This is a genomic window from Bifidobacterium longum subsp. longum JCM 1217 (assembly GCF_000196555.1).
GTDB classification, from domain to species: Bacteria; Actinomycetota; Actinomycetes; order Actinomycetales; family Bifidobacteriaceae; genus Bifidobacterium; species Bifidobacterium longum.
In genome coordinates, this window is sequence record NC_015067.1 from 1,902,275 (window position 1) to 1,923,072 (window position 20,798).

The 20,798-nt window shown below is 59.6% G+C and carries 18 protein-coding genes, 2 tRNA genes and 1 pseudogene; 10 read left to right on the forward strand and 11 right to left on the reverse strand.

The window, feature by feature from the left end; genetic code table 11:
- Positions 1-66 precede the first annotated feature (66 nt).
- The 3 genes from BLLJ_RS08220 to BLLJ_RS08230 all read left to right on the forward strand — a co-directional run bounded on the left by BLLJ_RS08220 (position 67) and on the right by BLLJ_RS08230 (position 1,566).
- Positions 67-138: transfer RNA gene (locus BLLJ_RS08220), tRNA-Glu, on the forward strand.
- Between the two features lie 295 nt (positions 139-433).
- Entirely contained in the window at positions 434-1,237 is an 804-nt protein-coding gene (locus BLLJ_RS08225; protein ID WP_013410658.1) for an AzlC family ABC transporter permease, read from the forward strand.
- On the forward strand, positions 1,234-1,566 hold the full coding sequence (locus BLLJ_RS08230) for a branched-chain amino acid transporter permease (RefSeq protein ID WP_007052362.1): 333 nt from the start codon (positions 1,234-1,236) through the stop codon (positions 1,564-1,566). The genes BLLJ_RS08225 and BLLJ_RS08230 overlap by 4 nt, the downstream gene beginning before the upstream one ends.
- Before the next feature lie 178 nt (positions 1,567-1,744).
- Here BLLJ_RS08230 and BLLJ_RS08235 read toward each other — a convergent pair whose 3' ends face one another.
- The 3 genes from BLLJ_RS08235 to BLLJ_RS08245 form a co-directional block, all read right to left on the reverse strand.
- Complete coding sequence (locus BLLJ_RS08235) at positions 1,745-2,263, reverse strand: low molecular weight protein-tyrosine-phosphatase (protein ID WP_007052361.1); 519 nt, start codon at positions 2,261-2,263, stop codon at positions 1,745-1,747.
- A gap of 123 nt (positions 2,264-2,386) precedes the next feature.
- Positions 2,387-3,049, reverse strand: coding sequence for a dihydrofolate reductase (locus tag BLLJ_RS08240; protein ID WP_007052360.1), 663 nt, complete (start codon positions 3,047-3,049; stop codon positions 2,387-2,389).
- A 109-nt stretch (positions 3,050-3,158) separates the two neighbouring features.
- Complete coding sequence (locus tag BLLJ_RS08245) at positions 3,159-3,959, reverse strand: thymidylate synthase (protein ID WP_007052359.1); 801 nt, start codon at positions 3,957-3,959, stop codon at positions 3,159-3,161.
- 199 nt (positions 3,960-4,158) lie between these two features.
- Here BLLJ_RS08245 and BLLJ_RS08250 point away from each other — a divergent pair, with 199 nt between their 5' ends.
- Complete coding sequence (locus BLLJ_RS08250) at positions 4,159-4,572, forward strand: OsmC family protein (RefSeq protein WP_007052358.1); 414 nt, start codon at positions 4,159-4,161, stop codon at positions 4,570-4,572.
- Positions 4,573-4,630: 58 nt separating this feature from the next.
- Here BLLJ_RS08250 and BLLJ_RS08255 read toward each other — a convergent pair whose 3' ends face one another.
- The 4 genes from BLLJ_RS08255 to BLLJ_RS08270 form a co-directional block, all read right to left on the reverse strand.
- Positions 4,631-5,668 (reverse strand): universal stress protein, encoded by a 1,038-nt coding sequence (locus BLLJ_RS08255; protein ID WP_007052357.1) that lies wholly within the window; start codon positions 5,666-5,668, stop codon positions 4,631-4,633.
- Between the two features lie 167 nt (positions 5,669-5,835).
- Positions 5,836-6,588, reverse strand: a complete 753-nt coding sequence (locus BLLJ_RS08260) for a C40 family peptidase (RefSeq protein WP_007053845.1) — start codon at positions 6,586-6,588, stop codon at positions 5,836-5,838.
- A gap of 145 nt (positions 6,589-6,733) precedes the next feature.
- Entirely contained in the window at positions 6,734-7,480 is a 747-nt protein-coding gene (locus tag BLLJ_RS08265) for an NlpC/P60 family protein (protein ID WP_007052354.1), read from the reverse strand.
- A 212-nt stretch (positions 7,481-7,692) separates the two neighbouring features.
- Positions 7,693-8,649, reverse strand: coding sequence for a CHAP domain-containing protein (locus tag BLLJ_RS08270; RefSeq protein WP_007052353.1), 957 nt, complete (start codon positions 8,647-8,649; stop codon positions 7,693-7,695).
- Between the two features lie 393 nt (positions 8,650-9,042).
- Between BLLJ_RS08270 and serC the strand changes: the two genes are divergently transcribed.
- The gene (gene serC, locus BLLJ_RS08275; RefSeq protein WP_007052351.1) at positions 9,043-10,185 is read left to right on the forward strand and encodes a phosphoserine transaminase; all 1,143 of its coding nucleotides are present in this window, start codon (positions 9,043-9,045) and stop codon (positions 10,183-10,185) included.
- A gap of 129 nt (positions 10,186-10,314) precedes the next feature.
- Complete coding sequence (locus BLLJ_RS08280) at positions 10,315-10,569, forward strand: DUF2530 domain-containing protein (protein WP_007052350.1); 255 nt, start codon at positions 10,315-10,317, stop codon at positions 10,567-10,569.
- Positions 10,570-10,693: 124 nt separating this feature from the next.
- Here the strand turns inward: BLLJ_RS08280 and BLLJ_RS08285 are convergent, their stop codons facing one another.
- Positions 10,694-11,887 carry a sensor histidine kinase gene (locus BLLJ_RS08285; RefSeq protein WP_007055303.1) on the reverse strand — a complete coding sequence of 398 codons (1,194 nt, stop codon included), beginning with the start codon at positions 11,885-11,887 and terminating at the stop codon, positions 10,694-10,696.
- Between the two features lie 190 nt (positions 11,888-12,077).
- On the opposite strand from BLLJ_RS08285, the gene phoU reads away from it, so the two are divergent.
- Entirely contained in the window at positions 12,078-12,752 is a 675-nt protein-coding gene (gene phoU, locus BLLJ_RS08290; protein WP_007053841.1) for a phosphate signaling complex protein PhoU, read from the forward strand.
- 358 nt (positions 12,753-13,110) lie between these two features.
- On the opposite strand, the gene BLLJ_RS08295 is transcribed toward phoU, so the two are convergent.
- The 3 genes from BLLJ_RS08295 to lysS all read right to left on the reverse strand — a co-directional run bounded on the left by BLLJ_RS08295 (position 13,111) and on the right by lysS (position 16,620).
- Complete coding sequence (locus tag BLLJ_RS08295) at positions 13,111-13,851, reverse strand: phosphoglyceromutase (RefSeq protein ID WP_007052347.1); 741 nt, start codon at positions 13,849-13,851, stop codon at positions 13,111-13,113.
- Positions 13,852-13,910: 59 nt separating this feature from the next.
- Entirely contained in the window at positions 13,911-14,876 is a 966-nt protein-coding gene (gene menA / locus BLLJ_RS08300) for a 1,4-dihydroxy-2-naphthoate octaprenyltransferase (protein ID WP_007056736.1), read from the reverse strand.
- A 61-nt stretch (positions 14,877-14,937) separates the two neighbouring features.
- Positions 14,938-16,620 (reverse strand): lysine--tRNA ligase, encoded by a 1,683-nt coding sequence (gene lysS / locus BLLJ_RS08305; RefSeq protein WP_007053839.1) that lies wholly within the window; start codon positions 16,618-16,620, stop codon positions 14,938-14,940.
- 204 nt (positions 16,621-16,824) lie between these two features.
- Between lysS and BLLJ_RS08310 the strand changes: the two genes are divergently transcribed.
- The 3 genes and pseudogenes from BLLJ_RS08310 to BLLJ_RS08320 all read left to right on the forward strand — a co-directional run bounded on the left by BLLJ_RS08310 (position 16,825) and on the right by BLLJ_RS08320 (position 20,747).
- A tRNA-Pro gene (locus BLLJ_RS08310) sits at positions 16,825-16,898 on the forward strand.
- 222 nt (positions 16,899-17,120) lie between these two features.
- Positions 17,121-18,297, forward strand: a pseudogene (locus BLLJ_RS08315) (MFS transporter).
- An 86-nt stretch (positions 18,298-18,383) separates the two neighbouring features.
- Positions 18,384-20,747 (forward strand): DUF4037 domain-containing protein, encoded by a 2,364-nt coding sequence (locus BLLJ_RS08320; protein WP_013582915.1) that lies wholly within the window; start codon positions 18,384-18,386, stop codon positions 20,745-20,747.
- Positions 20,748-20,798 lie beyond the last annotated feature (51 nt).

Sequence of the window (20,798 nt, forward strand, 5' to 3'; positions counted from 1 at the left end):
CGACACGCCGAAATGCCGTCGATTTGCATAACCGAACAACCTCCCGTAAAGTAATTCGAGTTGTTCGCCCCCATCGTCTAACGGTTAGGACACCAGACTTTCAATCTGACAACGAGAGTTCGACTCTCTCTGGGGGTACTTCACTAAAGACCCCGGTCATAGCGACCGAGGTCTTTTCGTATTCGCGGGACCAGGTCTGAAAGCATTCGGCCCGCTTGATATGTGCTCATGGTTTCATCTCAGCACGTGTTCGCGCCCGCCACAAGGACTATCCCACCGTAGACGATGTGACATCCTCCACACTGTGACTTCGCGCACAGGGTCCCGACGCCACCCTCACCCCGTTTATCGACACCATGCGTGTATAACCGCATATGGCATCATCGGCGAACATCGGCCGGCAGACCAGTTGTACAAGGAGAACATCATCCACATGGCAGACACCGCCAACACCAACACCAACGCCTGGCTGCCGGCGCTCAAAGCGGCGTTTCCGCTGACCATACCGATTTGCCTGGGGTTCCTGTTTCTCGGCGCCTCGTATGGCATTCTCATGGGCACCAAAGGCTTCTCCTTCGTATGGCCGATGTGTATGAGCGCGTTCATCTTCGCCGGTTCAATGGAATTCGTCACGGTGAATCTGCTGCTCTCCGCGTTCAACCCGCTCGCCGGCTTTCTGCTGGCCCTGATGGTCAACGCCCGTCACCTGTTTTATGGACTATCCATGCTCGGCAAATTCAAAGGGCTCGGCTGGAAGCGCCCATACCTGATTTTCGGTATGTGCGACGAGACTTTTGCCATCAACTCCACCGCGAAAATCCCCGCCGGCATCGACCGTGGCTGGTTCTACTTCTGGGTTACGCTGTGCAATCAGCTGTATTGGGTGACCGGCGCCACACTGGGCGGGCTGATCGGCGCGCATCTGCCGTTCAATACCGACGGTCTTGATTTCGTACTGACCGCGCTGTTTCTGGTGATCTTCCTCGATCAGTGGCTCGACGGCAAGCATCGCGAGCGACTGTCCGCCGTCATCGGTGTGCTGACATCACTGGCCTGCCTGCTGATATTCGGGGCCAATGATTTCATGATTCCCTCAATGATCGCCATGCTGATACTGTTCGTCGCGCTACGCCCGCATCTGGACGTGTTGCGGCCGGCCGCCGACGCCCCGGAAGCCACGGCAGACCATGCCATGAGCCACGCAGCGGACCAGCAGAAGGAAGGACAGACGCGATGACGATGACCATCTGGCAAGGCGCAATCACTATCGTGACGGTGGTGCTGGGCACGATGTGCACCCGTTTTCTGCCGTTTCTGGTGTTTCCCGAGTCCAAGCAGCCGCCGCGCATCATCGAGTATTTCGGCCAGGTCCTGCCCTATGCGATGACCGGTCTACTGGTGGTATACGCACTGCGCAACACCCCGATTCTGACCGGTTCACACGGCCTTCCGGAACTCATCGCCTGCACCGTCATCGTGCTGCTGCACGTATGGAAACGCAATATGCTGCTTTCAATCGCCGGCGGCACAATTGTATATATGTTGCTGGTGCAACTGGTGTTCTGAGGCACCCGACTCGTTAGTCTCTCCCTCCGCTTCGCTATGCTCAGCACCTCCCTTACAGAGGGAGGTAATCTTCTGTACCTTCCTCTGACGAGGGAGGCGGCACCGCGAAGCGGTGACGGAGGTAGAGACCCGCAGTCGTAAGACTGCGAAACACACAGCATCGGCCACAGGCCGATTCCTACAGCTGCTTCGCCACCCAATCGACGATGTACGGGGCGACTTCCTCAATCTGGTCGATGGCGACCTCGAACTCGTGCTTGCCGCCGTACCACGGGTCCACCAGATCGATCTGATCTTCGCGGCCGGGCTTCGGCTTGGGCAGATTCGGGTCGAAGCTGCGGTACATGTGCACTTCGGCGCGCTTGCCGGCCGGCAGCATGCGCAGCAGGGCGCGCATGTGGGAGGCGGTCATCGGCAGGAACAGGTCGGTACGGTCGATTTCCTCACGCGAGATGCGGTGTGCGAAGTGGTCACGCGGAATCTCATCACCATAGCCACGTTCGCGTAGCACGCGCACGGCACGCGGGTCGATCGGGTGGCTCCACTCCTCGTCGGACACACCGCTGGATTCCACGTTCACCTGGTCGCCAAGACCGCGCTCATTAAAGAAGTGACGCAGAATGATCTCACCCATAGGCGAACGGCAGATATTGCCGGTGCAGACGGTCATTACGGTGTAGGGCTGGGTATTGCTCATAGCTTTGAATCAATCCTCAATCGGGCTTCACCGGGCCGCACACGGCCCGACTGTATTGTTGGGGTCGAATGAATATGAATCCGGCTCATGCCGCTATAAAGGGCATAAGCCGGATTCGCATGCTTACTTGGTTTTGGCCAAGATACGGAAACGATAGGAATCGATGCCGGACTCCTCCTTGGCGGGCGTATGCCACTCGCCCACTTCGGCTTCCCGCCACATCCCGGCCTCGACCAGCGACGCCATATCGGGCGCGTAGCTGTCGGCATCCACGGTGGCGGCCAGATCAGTCACATAGGCTTTGTCCGCGAACGGCAAAGCCTTGGCGAACAACTGGGCGCCGCCGATGATCCAAATCTCCGAACGGTCCAGACCGTCGTCCGGAATCGCCTCCTGACGGGCCATATCGAGCGCGTCGTCAAGACTGGTGACCACAGTGGCCCCCGGCGCACGGTACATCGGATCGTGGGAAACGACGATGTTGTCGCGGTTGGGCAGCGGCCGGTACTTGCCCCCCAGCGATTCCCAGGTCTTACGACCCATAATCACCGGATGGGAGACGGTCAGCTCCTTGAAATGCTTCATATCCTCGGCACAGTGCCAAGGCATGCCACCATTGAGGCCGATGGCACCGGCGCGACCTTCCTTGTCACGGGCTTCGGCCCAGATAAGATTCACCGAGAAGGTCTTGGGATAATCGTCACCCCAGTCTTCTTCAGTGGCAGACAGCCCGGCAGATCCGGGCTCGGGTTCGTGATAGCCGCTACGGCTACTGTCATGCTCCATTTCGCTTACTCCTCCTGGATTGCGGAACTGGGCCTTAGTGTAGTGGACAGCGAAGACTCGGGGGCCGTCACCTTCACAGTATTCGCTGTCCACGAAACGGTAATCAGCATCAGACCGCAACAGGTGCCTTAATAGTGGGGTGATGCTGGTAGCCGACGACCTTGAAGTCCTCATACTGGTAGTCGAACAGGGAATCGGCCTTACGGATCTCGATGGTCGGGTACGGGTAGGGCTTGCGGCCCAGCTGCTCAAGGAACTGGTCGACGTGGTTGTCGTAAACATGGCAGTCGCCGCCGGTCCAGACGAATTCGCCCGGCTTGAGCCCGGCCTGCTGCGCCATCATCATGGTGAGCAGCGAGTAGGAGGCGATATTGAACGGCACGCCGAGGAACATGTCGCAGGAACGCTGGTACAGCTGGCAGCTTAGCTTGTCGTCGGCCACGTAGAACTGGAAGAGCGCGTGGCAGGGCGGCAACGCCATCTTCTCCACCTCGGCCGGATTCCACGCGGAGACGATCATGCGGCGCGAATCCGGATGATGCTTGATGAGGTCGAGCACATTGGAGATCTGGTCGATGGTGCGATTCGGGTCCTCGGGGGTCGGCGCGGGCCAGGAACGCCACTGCACGCCATAGACCGGGCCCAGATCGCCGTTCTCGTCCGCCCACTCATCCCAAATATGCACGTTGTGCTCCAGCAGCCAGTTGATGTTGGAGGAACCCTTCAAAAACCACAGCAGCTCATAGGCCAGGCCTTTGAAGAACACGGTCTTGGTGGTCAGCAACGGGAAGTACTTCGACAGGTCAAAGCGCATCTGCTGGCCGAACAGGGAAATCGTGCCGGTGCCGGTGCGATCGGACTTCAGCGTGCCTTCGGTCAGGATCTTGCGCACCAGGTCCTCATAGGGCATCGGAATGTCCGTTTCGGGACGTGCGGGGATACGGGAGCGAATATCTGCGAGTTGTTCTTCGGTCAAAGCCATGTGCACCAGTGTAGCTTAGGGGCATAATAGAGAAGTCCGATGATGCGGGAGAGCGGCCAGGTGCCGCGCTCCCCCGCTGGCATGGCGATGGGCCAGATCGCCGGCGGCTGAAAATAAAGGAGCAGCTATGGGTAAGCGACTGTGGGTTGAGCGTAACAAGGACGGTTCGTGGGATGCGTTCAGCGACGATGGCGCACACATTAAGTTCGGCAAGGATCGTGGCCAGTTCACGCCGGGCGATCTGATGAAGGTCGCGCTGGCCGGTTGCGCCGCGCTGTCCAGCCAGTTCGCCATCGAACATACGCTGGGTGAGGGCAAGGGTGCCAAGATTGTGGTGGATGGCACGTACGACCCGGAAAATGACGCCTACACCGGTTTCGAGGAGCAGGTGGTGATTGATGCTTCCGACGCCGGTCTGTCCGAGGAGGATGCCGACAAGCTCAAGGAGCGCGTCACCCGCCATATCGACAAGGGTTGCACGGTCAAGCACACCTACGTGCAGGAGACCCCGGTGCGCATGAACGTCACCGTCAAGCACTGAGACGGGATATAAATTGAAGAGGCTCCCTGGCGGGAGCCTCTTTCCGTATATTCGGACTTTACTGGCGATCGGGATCGATGGTCTTTTCGATCTGCTGGGCGACTTCAGGCTCGGCTGCGGACACCGGAATCTCCTCGACGCCGGCAATCTCCTCCAGCGACTTGGTAGGCACTTCGGCGGGCGAGCTCGGCACGGTGTCGAGACGCGATTCCGCGGCCTCAACATACTTGCGTGGCACCACGTACACCGGGCCGACCGCATGCTGCAGCAGGCCCTGGCTGGTGGAGCCCAGCAGCAAGCCAGTGAAGCCGCCGCGACCACGGGAGCCGACAACAACCACATCGTGATCGTAGCTGGCCTTGGTCAGGGCGCTCACGGCCGGGCCGGAAACGATCTGCTTGTTGATCTTCAGATCAGGATGCGATTCCTGCAACGGCTTGATGCGCACCTCAAGATCGTCCTTGTAGGACTCCATGACGGCGTCCTCGCCGTCCACACCCTTCAGGTTCGGCACAGCGGAAATCACGTCCAGTTCCGCACCCCAGCACGTGGCGAAGTCGGCGGCAATGTCCAGCGCCTTCAGACCCCACTTGGATTCGTCGGAGCCGACGGCCACCTTGGTGATCGTGTTGTTCAGGTGCATCAGGTTACCGTCATCATCGGTGTACGGCACCACCACAATCGGGCAGTAAGCATATGCCGGCAGCGATGAGGACGTAGTGCCCAGCAGGCGCTCGGCCAGACCGCCCTTGCCACGGTTGCCAATGACGATCAGATTGTAGTTACGAGACAATTCGACGAACACCGATGCCGGATCTCCGGTAACAATCAGTGTGGCGGCTTCGACGCCCTGCTCGTCTGCGATGGCCTTGGCCTTGGACAGAATCTCCTGAGCATCGGAATGCGCGGCGTTATCGTCCCCCATCGCCGTGTAAGTGGCATCGAACGAAACGGCGGCATAGCTCGGCAGGGAATATGCGCAGACAATCTGCAGCGTCAGCCCCGCGTGCTTTGCATAATTCGCGGCCCACCATGTTGCCTTGTAACTGGCATGCGACCCGTCAACGCCGACGAGAATAGCCTTGTCGTTAATCATGACGACCTCCTTGAAGTTATTGCGGCACGAATACCGCGTATCTCAACAATACCCCGCGACACTCGGTTTGGCCGGTATCCTCCGCTCAAAAAGAAATCCGCGTATACGAAAAAGGCACACCCCAAAGGACGTGCCTTAATACGAATTCGCTTACCGCATAATTCTTGTCACATCACGCGGCGAATGGAATATCCAGCTCCACCGAATACGGAAACGTCGCTTACTGCCGTTCCCTGCACCGGGTTCATAGCATTCATCACCTGTCCGTTACCGATGTAAATGGCCGCATGAGTACCATTCGCAAGAATGTCACCCGGCTTGGCATCCGCCAAGCTTGCGACCGGAGTACCCACGGTGGCTTGAGCACCAGAGGTACGAGGCAGGGAGATGCCAAACTGGGAGAAGACGTACTGCACAAAACCGGAGCAATCCCATCCTGCCGGAGTGTTGCCGCCGGCAACATACGGATAGCCTTGGAACTTCAGTGAGAAGCTAGCAAGCTCAGCGCCAGTGCCAGTGCCAGTCATTTTACCCAAGTCAACCTGTGGAATCGACGCACGCTGTTCAGAGCGGCTGGCTGCCGCAGCAGCAGCGGACTGGGCTGCAGCAGCTTCATCAGCGGCTTTCTGAGCCGCCGCCGCTGCAGCAGCTTCCTTCTCGCCCTGAGACTCGGTCTGTGGCACATCAAGAGTCTCGATGCCACCCCATTTAGAGTTCTCATCAACCGAGGTGGAGGTGGATTCGGCGAACAAATTCTTCTTCACCGAACTCGCCTTCGGGAAAGAACGTGAGGACACCACAGCACTCGTCTGCGCGGAATCGGCAGAGGCAAACGGGGCTACGCACGCAAACATGGCACCCGTGGCGATAATCGCCACTGATGTGGAAATAATAGTCTTAACGCTCATCATCAACGCCATACACTAGCACACATGGGTCGATTTCATAACAGGAATAGCATTTCGAAGATGATGTCGCGGGTGCATCATTCGGCAGGAGAACGCAACAGGCCTCGGATACCGATCGGCATCCGAGGCCTGCAATAAATCAATCAATAAGACTGCATCACGGGATACGCACCACGATGGTGAGCTTTTCGGTCATGGCACTAGCGAGAGCCACGCTATAGCCATTCCATCCACCATGGACCGCCTGACCGTTGCCGACATACAACGCCACATGATCGTAGTGTGCACCACCGTTCCATCCACCGGTGTTGGCATAAATCAGAATATCGCCCGGCTGCAGGGATCCGTCTGTGACTACGTGGCCACCAGGAACATTGACGTACTCTTCAGGCCAACCGTGGAAGTTAATGCCACGGGCCGCCAACGCTTGACTGACCAATGCGGTGCAGTCCATGCTCTGTCCGATCAAAGAATACGCACGGTCGATAGAGGCACCGGCACCAGCGGAAACCGAACCACTGGCATCGGAATAAGTAACAGAAGAGCGAGACTCATTACGGCTCGCGGCGTTGGCCTGCTCCTGGGTCGCCTGAGCCTCGACCTCCGCCTGCTTCTCGGCCTCCTCTTCGGCAGCCTTCTTGGCCGCTGCGGCATCCTTTTCCGCCTGAGATTCCGTCTGCGGCACATCGAGGTTCTCAATGCCGCCCCAATCAGCATTGTCCTCAACGCTCGTGGCAGTGGCTTCAGTCGTCAGATCTTTGCGCACCTGGGTGTACGAGGGGAAGGACTTGGTGGAAGTCACAGTAACACCCTCAGCTGCAGTTGCTGTAGGAACAAACATAAACAAGCAGGCACAGGAGACAATCGCGGCAACAATGGAAGAAGCTACAGTTTTGGTCTTCATAGAACTATCACCCTACACGGTGCGCATTAACTCGTACAGGATGGAAGAAATAAAACACCCCGGAGCTATTGGGATATATCGGCGTGTCGGCACAGGTCAGTTCGGACTAATACGCGGCCGCAACACTTGAAATGTCATTTCGCGCGAACGATTGCCGATAGGGCGACGTCACATCCGAACAGTAATCACCGAATGTAAGCCAATGAAATGAATCAGTAGTGAACGTACTGGAACTTACCGGCTTCGGCGGCGCTGAACGTACGGGTCGAAATCACACCCAATCCCTTGGCATTGGATTCGGAGATCTCAATGGAGCCGTCGGCATTGATCTTTTCCAGAACGGCAACATGGCCGTACGCGCCATCGGCATCGGCCTGGCCAGGAGCGAACACCACAGCATCACCGACATGGCGAGGAGTGTTGTCCACCCAATAGCCCAGAGCGGAAGCTGACGCCGCCCACGCGCCACCATTGCCGAAGTTGCCGCTGGAAGGCAGGCCCAGTTCGGCACGACGCTGGTACGCGTACCACGTGCACTGACCCCACGGATAGTTGTTGGAGTTGGTGCCAACGGCATGGTTCGGGTTGAAGCCAGCCGGCACAGCATCGCCATCGGCATCCACGAGAGCCGACACCACAGGATTGTTCGCATTATTGCGATTCATCAGCTTGGCGTCCAAGGTGCTGTCTGAATTGCTCAGCCCCCAGCCGCCTTCATTGGTGGACTGTGCGGTAACGGAGGATGAACTCAAATCAGTACGCGCTTCGGAACGAGAAGCCGCAGTCACATCGCTGATGCGCTTAATCTGCGTGGTCGTCGTGGCCGGATCAGCCACGAACGAGTTCGTGGCGTCTTCATTGTTGGAAAACGCGAGAGCACCTGCGGCCGTGCCGACCAGAGCGGCCAGTGAGGCCGAGGCAAGAATATGGCTACGGCGTTCAGCGGCACGAGCGGCCTCACGAATGGAACGGCGGGTCTGGGGAGCGATTTCGTTGATCTTCTCGGCGATGGCCGGATCAAGCCCCAAAACAACGGCGTCGCTACCAGCGGATTGCACCGCACGCACAGCACGAACGGAATGAGAACCCTTGCCGGAGGCAAACAATGCCTTCGCTAAGCTGAACTTCTGGCGCGAGACCGTGGTCGCTTTATGCGAAGCATGCTTCATACTACGTTAACTCCTTGGATGGGTTCGGCGGGGTCATTTCGATGACCTCGTATGACCGTCACAATTGAGTACTGTACAACGAACAGAGGTCAATCCTCAATGTGATCCCCCACCATCCGGGTGTGTCAAACGATTTACGTAACCGTGCGGCCGGGTGAAAAAACTGCCTTGTTTCCGCCCGTTCACGAACCTCACTATCCGGTTATCGGAAGAATCACTAACTCATGTCATTCCGACACACCGTAACCATGATGTGCTGCGTACATTCTGCACTGCATTCCGCATTGCCACCACTGCCGCCCGGCACCCCGGAATTCCGCAGTAACCCCGCAGTAATCCCGCACACCGAGCATTATCCGCGATATTCCCCAACACTGGTCTACCCTTGAAACCATGACTATCACACTGAGTATTCCCGAGTCGCTGAAGCCCGAAGATGGTCGCTTCGGCTCCGGCCCCAGCAAAATCCGCCCCGAACAGATCGCCGCGCTCGACGCCGGCGCCACCACCCTGCTTGGCACATCACATCGCCAGGCACCAGTCAAGCAACTGGTCGCTTCGATTCGTGAAGGTCTGCGCGAGTTCTTCCACCTGCCTGAAGGGTATGAGGTGGCGCTTGGCAACGGTGGCGCCAGCGCGTTCTGGGAGATTGCCTGCGCTTCGCTGATCACCCGTCGCGCCGCATTCGGCACGTATGGCTCGTTCAGTGCCAAGTTCGCCGCGTCCGCCGCGAACGCACCCTTCCTTGAAGACCCGGTGCTGTTCCCCGGCGAGCCGGGCACTTACCGTCTACCTGAGCTCACCGAGGGCGTGGACACATATTGCTGGGCTCACAACGAGACCTCCACTGGTGTGGCCGCCCCGATTCGCCGCGTGGCCGGAAGTCGTGAAGCTGGTGCCTTGACCGTCATCGACGGCACCAGCGCAGCCGGCGCTTTGCCTGTGGACATCAGCCAGACCGACGTCTACTACTTCTCACCGCAGAAGGCCTTCGGTGCCGATGGCGGTCTGTGGGTCGCCATCCTCTCCCCCGAAGCTATCGATCGTGCGGCAGGCGTCGAATCAAGCGCTCATCTGGAAGGCGCACATCGCTGGGTGCCGCCGTTCCTCTCGCTGACCACGGCACTGAACAACTCCCGCAAGGATCAGACCCTGAATACGCCCGCCGTGGCCACCCTGATCATGATGGAAAACCAGATTCGCTGGCTCAACAACAACGGCGGCCTCGCCTGGGCCACCACACGTTGCGCCAAGTCCGCATCCATCCTGTACTCGTGGGCCGAGCGCTCCGAATACGCCGCTCCGTTCGTCGTCGATGCGGACGCACGCTCGAACGCCGTGGTCACCATTGATCTGGACGAGCGAGTCCAGGCCTCTCAGGTACTGTCCATCCTGCGCGAGAACGGCATTGTGGACGCCGCCGGCTACCGCAAGCTGGGCCGCAACCAGCTGCGCGTTGGCGTGTTCCCCTCGGTGGAACCGGCTGATGTCATGGCCTTCACCAAGTGCGTCGACTACGTGGTCGAGCACCTGTGATGGCATATATGCCCCGCATTGCCGACCATATATGCCATGCACATTGATCGGTCTCAACTGATGCCGATTGAATAAATCGTAGGGAGGGATGTTTGACGCCCCTCCCTACTCTTACTACAGTGCATGAGTATGAAGTTCGCGCCTCTCATTGACCCTGCCGTCCGCAAACCCGCACCCAAGCCCGTACGGGTGGATCTGCGTAAGGTGTTTGCCATCGGTACCGGTCTATGGATTGTGGCGTTGATTGTCGTGCTGATTCTGCTGGCCGTGGGCTACAGCGTAATGCCGTTGGTGATTATGTGCGTGGCCGGCGTCATTATTGGCTTGCTACTGCTGGTCTGGGAATACTTCGACCGCTGGGACTACCGCCGCCTCGGACAGTAACGCAACACAAGCTCCCTCTGATGACGGGAGCTGTCAGCGTAGCTGATTGAGGGAGAGACCGCGGCCGCAGGTCGCTCATCAAACAGCATTGGTGGCATGCAAGGCATGCCACCAATTCCTTACCTCACTGCGCCAATGGCAACGTAAGGCTGAACGTACTGCCTTGCCCGGGCGCGCTCCATACGGTCACATCGCCATGATGGGTCAGCGCCACATGCTTGACGATGGCCAAGCCTAGGCCCACGCCATCCGCCGTGCGATTGCTCTGTTCCACGCCCCGGTAGAACCGCTCGAAGATGCGCGCCTGGTCCTTCTTAGCGATGCCCGTGCCTTGGTCAATCACGCGAATCACCGCGCGGTCGCCATCCTTGTCTTTGGATGCGGACACGCTGACCACGCCATTTTCCTTGGAATAGCCGATGGCGTTTTCGATGAGCTTGGTCACGGCGCTGTCGATCTGGTCCGCCTCACCATTGATGACTAGATCATCGTCGCCCTTGATGTTCAGCTGCACGCCAGCCTCGGCTGCCTGCGGCTCCAGTCGCGCCGCCGTGGCCCTGAGCTGTTCCATAACGTTCAGTCGGTTGGCGGAAGACGGCGTAATCGGCTCCTGCGCGCGTATGAGCAGCAGCAAATCAGACACCATGTGGTTGAGCTTGCTGCAGCTGGAACGCACCTGGCGAGCGTCGGCAGCCACCTGCTGTTCGTCCAGATTGCCGGACTCCAGCGAATCGGCGAGTTTGGCCAGAGCCTCAGTGGGGCCCAACAATTGCTCGGACACATTGGTAATAAACGAGTCACGCACTTGAGCGAAACGAATCACATCACTGACATCGGTAATCAACACGATGACGAACTGCTCGTTGATACGCCCTACAGTCACCTTCAGCCAGTTGGGGCGGTGGACGGACTGCGTGGCGACGTGATCGCCCTTGTTCTGGTCTGCGACGTACCGCTCCGGAGTATCGGTGGTCAAGTCGAACTGGCGCTTGCCACCGGACTTGCGCGCCTCGTGAATGGCATCCAGCACATGCTGCTGGGCAATGGCGTCATCTGACACCACACCCAGGCGGTAGGCGGCGGGATTGCAGCGGACCACCTCGTCGTGCTCGTCGACCACCACGGACGCACCTGGCAGCATGGACAGCAGCGTGGCGGTGTCGTCGGACAGATCGTCATTGTCGTCATCATCGGCCAGCGGCGATTCCATGGACACTCGATGTGTCGCAAATCCCACGATGAGCGTGATGATTCCTACCACAAATAAAACAGCCGTGACAATAAGAGCAATCGCGGCGACGAGCGGCATCTGTGTCATGCCCCCATTCTTTCACACCACACGCCGGGATTGCGGTTTGCCGGCACGCCGGTAACATGAATTTCAGGTGAACAACCCAATGAACAGTAGAACAACTTGAGGTTGCCATTACCTACGTTGAAGTGGGGAACAAGTACTGGAATAATACACTGGTACAGGTTGCAATAAGCAAGCATGAAAGGCTAGAGAAATGCGCGTTATTTTCAACGAGGAGCTGAAGCAGGTTGCTGACGACCTCGACCGTATGGCGCAGAACGTACGCAAGGCGATCAAAGGAGCTGGGGAAGCCCTGCTGAATCAGGACGTTGAAGCCGCACAGACTGTGATTGACGGCGACATCGAAATCGATGCCCTGGAGTCCTCTGTGATTGACCAGTGCGTCAAGTTGCTCGCCAAGCAGAATCCGGTGGCCACCGATCTGCGTGTGGTCGTTTCCACCATGCGTCTGGCTTCCACGTTCGAGCGTATGGGCGATCTTGCCCGCCACGTGGCCGAGGCCGCTCGCCGCACCTATCCGGCCGCCGCGATTCCTGAATCCGCTCAACCGGTGTTCGCCGAGATGATCGACTTCCTGGACAACACCGCTGACCAGCTGGTGGCCATGCTCTTCGATCGCGATGCCAAGACCGCCGAGGCCATCATCCTGGCTGACGACAAGCTGGACAATCTGCACCACCAGACCTTCGATCTAGCGCTGTCCGATGACATCACCCGTCAGCAGACCGTGGATATCGTGCTGCTGGGCCGCTTCCTGGAGCGTCTCGGCGATCACGCCGTGTCCGCCGCCCGCCGTGTGGTGTACATCGTCTCCGGCTTCGACCCCACTAAGGAGCCGACCCGCGACGAGGGCACCGACATCGACTGATTGGGACTTGTTCTCACATTGGGCGAATAACTGAACACTTGTTCTCCTGTGGTTTGAGGAGGATGCCCGAAAGCGGCGATCCGGCTACGGCTGGACGCCGTTTTTTGTTGCTTTTGGGCGGTACACCGGCGTATCCATGGGGCGGCAAAACACCCATAGGGCGGTAACTTGCCCATGGGGCGGTTTGAAGGATATGTGAAACCGCGGAATTAAGCCATTCTGGCATACCGCCCCATGAGGGTTTTACCGCCCCATGGGGTAATCACCGCCCCATGGGGGATTTGGCAGGCATAGCAAAGGGGAGCCGCACGTTATGTGCGACTCCCCTTACAGCTTGTACCGTGTTAGCGGCTTAGGCTCACTTCTGGCCCTGAGCGGCGACAGCGGCGGCACCGGCAGCAGCAGCCTCCGGGTCCAGGTACTCGCCACGCGGCTTGATCGGCTTGAAGTTCTCGTCCAGCTCGTAGAGCAGCGGGATGGCGGTCGGGATGTTGACCTTGGCGATCTCTTCCTCAGACAGGTTGTCCAGCATCTTGACGATGGCGCGGAGGGAGTTGCCGTGGGCAGCAATCAGCACGGTCTTGCCGGCCTTGAGCTCCGGCTCGATAGCGGACTCGAAGTACGGCTTCACACGCTCAACAACGTTGGCCAGGCACTCGGCTTCCGGAACCGGATCGCCGGCGTAGCGCGGGTCGTTGTTCTGGGCGTACTGGTCGTTCGGGTCGATCTCGGGCGGCGGGGTGGCGTAAGAACGGCGCCACAGCATGAACTTCTCGTCGCCGTACTCTTCGCGGATCTCGGTCTTGTTCTTGCCCTGCAGAGCGCCGTAGTGACGCTCGTTGAGACGCCAGTCACGCTGAACCGGAATCCACAGACGATCTGCGGCATCCAGAGCGATGTTGGCGGTGTTGATGGCGCGACGCAGCAGGGAGGTGAACACGATGTCCGGAAGGACGTTCTTCTCCTTGAGCAGCTCGCCGCCACGCTTGGCTTCGGCTTCACCCTGCTCGGTCAGCGGTACGTCGACCCAGCCGGTGAACTGGTTAGTTTTATTCCATGCGCTCTGTCCATGACGGAGCAGTACTAGTTTATAAGTCATACGGTTCAGTCTACAGCCGCGTGCGCCCAAACACGAGTATTCGTCTTATTATTTCGCTCTCAGAGCGTCACGGAAACCGCCAGCACCACCGCAAACAGCAAGGTCTGGAAGCTGGCGGCGGGCAGAGCCGGGCGGAATTGACGTTTATTCACGCTGGAGACCATGCGCACAGGTATTCCGACGCCCGAGATCAACAGCACTGCGCCCCACGGCCACCATAGGGTCGCGCACATGAGCAGGGCTATGGCCCACGCGGCCACGCAGCACACAATCAGCAGCGTACGCGCGCCGGATTCACCCAGCCGTACGGCCAGCGTGCACTTACCATGCTCACGATCCTCGTCGATGTCACGGATATTGTTCACCATCATGATCAGGCAGGAGAACAGGCCAGCCGCCACAGCACCCAATAGTCCGCCGACGTCCACCGTGCCGCACAGCGCGTATTCGGTGCCCAATACCGCAGCCAAGCCGAAGAACAGGAACACGCCGACTTCTCCCAGCCCGACGTATCCATACGGATGCTTGCCACCGGTGTAGAACCAGCCGGCCAGCAAGGAGGCCACACCCACGGCAAACAGCCACCAAGCTTGGGAAATCACGATAGCGGCAATGCCGCATATGCAGGCGATGGCGGCGCAAATCATCGCCGCGAACAGTACATGCTTGGCCGGTACCAGTCCGGATGCGGTCAGTCGCTGGGGTTTGCCTGATTTCGATTCGTCCGTGTCACGCCCGGCGTCAGTGCCGCGGATGCCATCGGAATAGTCGTTCGCATAGTTGACGGCGATTTGCAGGAACAGCGCGACTAGCAGGCACAGGATGGTCACCGGCCAGAATCGGTCCATCAGCAGGGTCTGCTGTTCACGGGCCGTGGCGCAGGAGGCCGGTTCGGGATATATTGCGATGCAGGTGCCCGACTGCTCGATATGCGCGTATGCCATCGTCGCCCCAACCATCACCGACGCGATGGAAGTGGCCAAGGTCTTGGGACGCGCGCCCCGAACCCACAAGCCGATGGACATAAGCAATCCCTTTCATATATAACTCGGCTCCCCTCTCTGAGGGGAGCCAGAGTATGCCTAATCAGCCAACGAGCGGCTTGACCAGCGGGAAGGTGATGGTCTCGCGAATCGTGGCACCGGTCAAGGCGATAAGCAGTCGATCAATACCCATACCCATACCGCCGGCCGGAGGCATGCCCACGCCGAGAGCCTCGAGGAAGTCCTCATCGATGTCGCAAGCCTCTTCGTCGCCAGCGAGCGCGTCCTTGGCCTGAGCCACGAAACGTTCACGCTGCACGATCGGGTCGTTGAGCTCGGAGTAGCCGGTAGCCAGCTCGAAGCCGCGCACGTAGAGATCCCACTTCTCCACCACGCCGGGCTTGGTGCGGTGGCCCTTGACCAGCGGGGAGGTTTCGACCGGGAAGTCACGCACGAAGGTGGGCTCGTAAAGCTTGTCCTCGTAGAAGTGCTCCCACAGGTGTTCGACGAGCTTGCCGTGGTTCTCCACGTCGTCGCGCTCTACGCCGAGCTTGTCGGCGATGGCGCCCAGGTGCTCAACGGAGGTGCCGGGGGCGTCCGGGCCGCCGTTCGGCACAATCTCCTCGCCCAACGATTCGGACAGGGAGTCGTACATGCTGATGGTCTTCCATTCGCCGCCGAAGTCGTATTCGGTGCCGTCGAGCAGGGTGACCTTGTGCGAGCCGTAGACGTCCATGGCGGTCTTCTGCACGAGCTCCTTGACCAGCTGGCCGATGGAATCATAGGTGCCATAGGCCTGGTAGGCCTCGACCATGGTGAATTCGGGGGCGTGCGTGGCGTCGACGCCCTCATTGCGGAAGTCACGGTTGATTTCGAACACGCGATCGATGCCGCCGACCAGGCAGCGCTTGAGGAACAGTTCCGGGGCGATGCGAAGGTACAGGTCAAGGTCGAAGGCGTTCATGTGCGTGGTGAACGGGCGGGCGGCCGCGCCACCGTGCAGGGTCTGCAGCATCGGGGTTTCGACCTCGAGGAAGTCGTGGTCGTCAAAGGTGCGGCGCAGGGAGGCCACGGCCTTGGAGCGGTTGCGCACCATGTTGCGGATGTTCTCGTCCGCAATCATGCCGATGTACGGCTTGCGGGTGCGGGTGTCTTCGTTCAGGTCCTTGTGCAGGGCCGGCAGCGGCTGCAGGGCCTTAGAGGCGATAGCCCACTCAGTGGCGAATACGGACAGCTCGCCGGTCTTGGAGGCGATGACGCGGCCCTTGAGGTACAGGTGATCGCCAAGGTCGACGAGCTGCTTGAACTGCTTGAGCGAGTCGGCGCCAATCTCCTTCTTGGAGATCATGCCCTGAATCTTGGTGCCGTCACCGGCGGACAGCTGCACGAAGCACAGGCCGCCCGCGTTGCGCAGGAACAGCACGCGGCCAGCAATGCCGACCATGTCTTCGGTCTCTTCGCCAGCCTCGAGCTTGCCGTCATACTTGGCGCGAACCGCCTCGATGGTGTCGGTGACGTCCAAGTGCACCGGGTAGGGGGCGATGCCGGCCTCAAGCATCATCGCGCGCTTGGCCACGCGCATCTGCACCTGCTCGGGGTGGGCCAGCGGGCCGAACTCCTTGTTGGAGGGGTCCACGGCTTCGTCCAGCGTGGCACCGGACTTGATCTTCTCGCGGATGGTGGCGTCCTGCTTGAGCAGCATTTCCGCACGTTCGACGGTGCTCATCTGCGGGACGGCCGGGGTTTCATTCTCAGTGTTTTCGGTATTTTCGACAACTTCAGCCATGATTCATCAGTGTACGCAAGGCCGGCGATTATGAGCCCGGCAGACCGCACGGCCATCTGAACACCCGCTCACATGACGCAAAACCGGCCCTGCACAAGGCTTGAGAGACCTGTACACATGGCGAATCCACCATCACGCAACACTCGCGACATGCCGATTTGCATTGTCCACCACCACAATGTAATATCTACATCTGTTGCCAAACGGGCTGTAGCGCAGCTTGGTAGCGCGCTTCGTTCGGGACGAAGAGGCCGCGGGTTCAAATCCCGCCAGCCCGACAACTGGACCGGATTGTTGAGAAATCAGCAATCCGGTTTTTCGTTTCCTGTCCCAACAATCAAACCAAGCGATTGAACAGCGGTAAACAACCCGCCGCACACAGCGACAAACCACATCACGGCAAGCCCCCGTATTTGTTGGCGGACCACCGTAATATATCGCTCGAATCAATCGATTGCCGCACTGTTTTTGTAAGTAATACTGAAGTAATTAGAGGAACCATGAAGAAGAGTCTGCTTGCACTGGCTTCGGGCGCGTTCATTCTCGGTGCCGCCGAGTTCGTGATGATGGGCATTCTGCCGCAGGCCGCGGCCGCCACCGGCGTGGACATCCCCACCGCAGGCCATTACATTTCCGCGTATGCGATCGGCGTGTGCTTCGGCACACTGATTCTGGTATTCGGCCGCAAGGTGCCGCCGAAGGACCTCATCATATTGTTTATGGTGATTGCCTTGGTGGGCAATCTGGCTTCCGCATTCTCCGTCAATGCCGCCATGCTGGTCGTCGCACGATTCGTCGCCGGCCTGCCGCACGGCGCATTCTTCGGCACAGCCACACTCATCGCCAAGACTCTGGCGGAGGAAGGCAAGGAGGCGCAGGCCGTATCCGTGATGGTCACCGGACAGACCGTGGCCAATATGCTCGGCGTACCGGCGGGCACCTTGATGGCCGAGTTCCTTTCCTGGCGTCTTGCCTTCGGCATTTTGGCCGCTTGGGCGGCAATGACGATTGTGCTGGCGTCGGCGTGGATTCCGTACGTTGCACCGATCAAGGACGCAGGCATCGCCGGTCACCCGCCGTGGCCCGTGGGTGATTTTGGCCGCCGTGTTCACCGGCAATGCCGGTGTGTTCTGCTGGTGGAGCTACGTCTCCCCTTGGCTGCAGAAAACCGGCGGATGGTCGTCTTCCCTGGTGCCGATGCTGATGATGCTTGCCGGCTTTGGTATGGTCATCGGCGGTCTGCTTGGAGGTCGTCTGACCGACCATTGGAGGCATGCCGGCGCGGCCGCAATAGGTCAGTCCATCTCCTGCCTCGGCTTGTTGCTGGTGCTTATCACTCCGGGTAATCAGCCGATGACCGCTGTACTGACGTTCTGGATCGCCATCGGATTGTTCTTTACTTCCGCTCCACAGCAATTGCTGATGACCGAAGCCGGCCAGGGCGGCGGCGAGCTGATCGCCGGCGCGGCTGTACAGGTGGCGTTTAACTTCGGCAATGCCATCGGCTCGATTGTCGGCGGCGCGATGCTCACCACCTTCTCGATGAACTATCGCTATACCGGCCTGGGCGGTATGCCGCTGGCTCTGCTTGCCGTAGGGCTGCTGGCCTTCTACTCGTGGCGCTGCGAAACCGATACCGACGCCATTCACCGCTTGCGCGAAACCAAGGTGGACTGAGACCAAGCTCACAGCAAACTCCCTGACGTGTTTGTTCACAGTATTAATAGACTGAAATCAGACACGATTCAGGGAGGTCTGGCGGTATGGATGAGGAAGCACTGCTCAAACAATTCGCCGCGCAATTCGCGCATGGTCCAGACGATGCCGACGACACCGATGCGGCGGCCGCAGCACAAGGTGCCGATTCCACGGCGAACCAGGTTGCGGACGATGCCGATCAATCGCCCGCAACCTTTGATACCCAACAATTCCTGAACGGACTGGACGCGATTTTCGATCGCCACACGGCCGCCACCGAAGCCGGCCCGTACTTGGAACAGGCGATGGTGGACGCGGAAAACGCCGGCGACGAGGCCGGACTGCTCACCGTGCTCAACGAAACGATGGGCTTCTATCGCTCGCAAGGTCGGCACAAGGAGAATCAGTGGATTGTGCAGCGAGCGCTGGAACTGGCCGCTCGTATGGGCTTGACCACCGGCACATCCGAGGCGTGGGCCACCACGCTAATCAATTGCGCCACCTCGATGCGCGCGGCCAAACAATACGATCAGGCCGAGGATTTGTATCATCAGGCGCAGAGTGTCTGCCGGCATTCGCTGGTGCCCACCGACCGTAGGCTCGCAGCACTGCACAACAATCTGTCGATGCTCTACAGCGAGACGAATCGGCCCGACAAGGCGGAACTGGAGTTGCGTGAAGCGCTGCGCATTATCGAAGCCTCGAGCGTGAACCCGGACGCGGATATCGACGTGTCCAGCTCGCACACGAATCTGGCGTTGACCCTGCTGACCGAACACAAGTTGGAGGACGCGCATTGGCATGCAGCCAAGGCGCTGGAAATCTATCGCACCGGCCATCTGGAACATTCCGCGCATTATGCCTCCGCACTGGCGGGCTTCGCGCAGGTGTGCTTTGCCGAGAGACGGTATGCGGATGCGGTTACTGGATACCGGCATGCGCTGGCCGTGATCGAGGAATGTTACGGCAAGGACACCGATTACTGGCGTATCACCGCCGACAATCTGCGGCAGGCCGAGGAAGCGGCGGCGCAGGCCGGGGTGACGGTTGACAATGCAGGTGTTGCCGGCGATGCAGGCGCGCTGCCCCAGTCCGGCTCGCGGCTGCCGAACAGCCCGGCACAGGGCAAGACCGGTGCGAACGCGGCATCTTCCCCATCCACCGTTTCGGTGTCGACCGGTTCTGCGGGCGCGGCCGAGGCCGTTTCCGCATGCCCGGTGTCCGGACTGAAGCTGGCCCGCGCGTTCTGGACGCAGATGGGCAAGCCGATGATTGCGGCGAAGTATCCGCAGTATGCCGGGCGTATCGCCGCCGGTCTGGTGGGTCATGGCTCGGAATGCTACGGATTCGATGATGCGTATTCGCAGGACCACGATTTCGGCCCGCGCTTCTGCCTGTGGCTTACGGATGAGGATTACGCGGCGATCGGCGAGCAACTTGAGGTCGATTACGAGGCACTGCCGCGCAAGTTCAGCGTGGATGCGCAAGGCCGCGTGACGTTCGAGGCGCATGCCAGGTCCGATGCTTCCGGAGCATTCCCCTCCGCAGGTGCAGGCTCCACCGTCATACCCGATGCGGCAAACGCACCCACCCCCGGCACCGCTACGCACGATACCGCCACTGCCGAGTCAGGCGCGGCGTCCTCTGATGTGGCGGAAGCGATGACGACTCCGATTGATGCACCGCTCTCCCCCGTCACGCCGCGCGCACAGGGCACGAATCGCCGTGACGGCGTGTTCCGCATCGGTGACTTCTTTGAGTCGATCACCGGGTATCACACTGCGCCGGCGCAGACCGCGCCGCATGAGTGGCTAATGCTTCAGGAATCGACCTTGGCCGCCGCCACCAATGGCGAGGTGTTCGCCGATCCCACCGGTCTGTTTTCCAAGACGCGCCAAGGGTTCAAGAACATGCCCGACGATGTGCGGCTCGCGCTGATCTCCAAGCGACTCGGCATGATCGCCCAGGCCGGTCAATATAATCTGCCGCGTTCGTTGAAGCGCGGCGACGGCGCGGCCGCATGGCTGTCCATCCACGAGTTCGTGCAGGCCACCGCCTCGTTGGTGTTCCTGGTTAACGTGCCGATGGTGGTGGGCTATATGCCGTATTACAAGTGGCAGTTCGCAGCATTGCGCAAGCTGTCTGGCTCGATGTTCGCGCTGTTGCCGAACGTGGGCGAACAGTTGGAAACCGTGATGCGATTGAGTTCGGCAGCCTGCTATGGCGGGGCCGGATTTGGCGAAGGCGGCAAGGGCGCGGCTCCAGCAATCGAGAAAATCAACGATATTGTGGAGCAGATTGCGGTGGATATCGTCAAGGAACTCAAACGCGAACACCTGACCACGTCCGGCGAGACCTTCCTCGAATGGCAGCGCCCGTATGTCGAGGACCACATCGCCTCTGATGATCCGGTGCTTAAAAGTTTGTAGATTCAAGCTCCCTCTGCCACGGCTTCGCCGTGCCACCTCCCTCATCAGAGG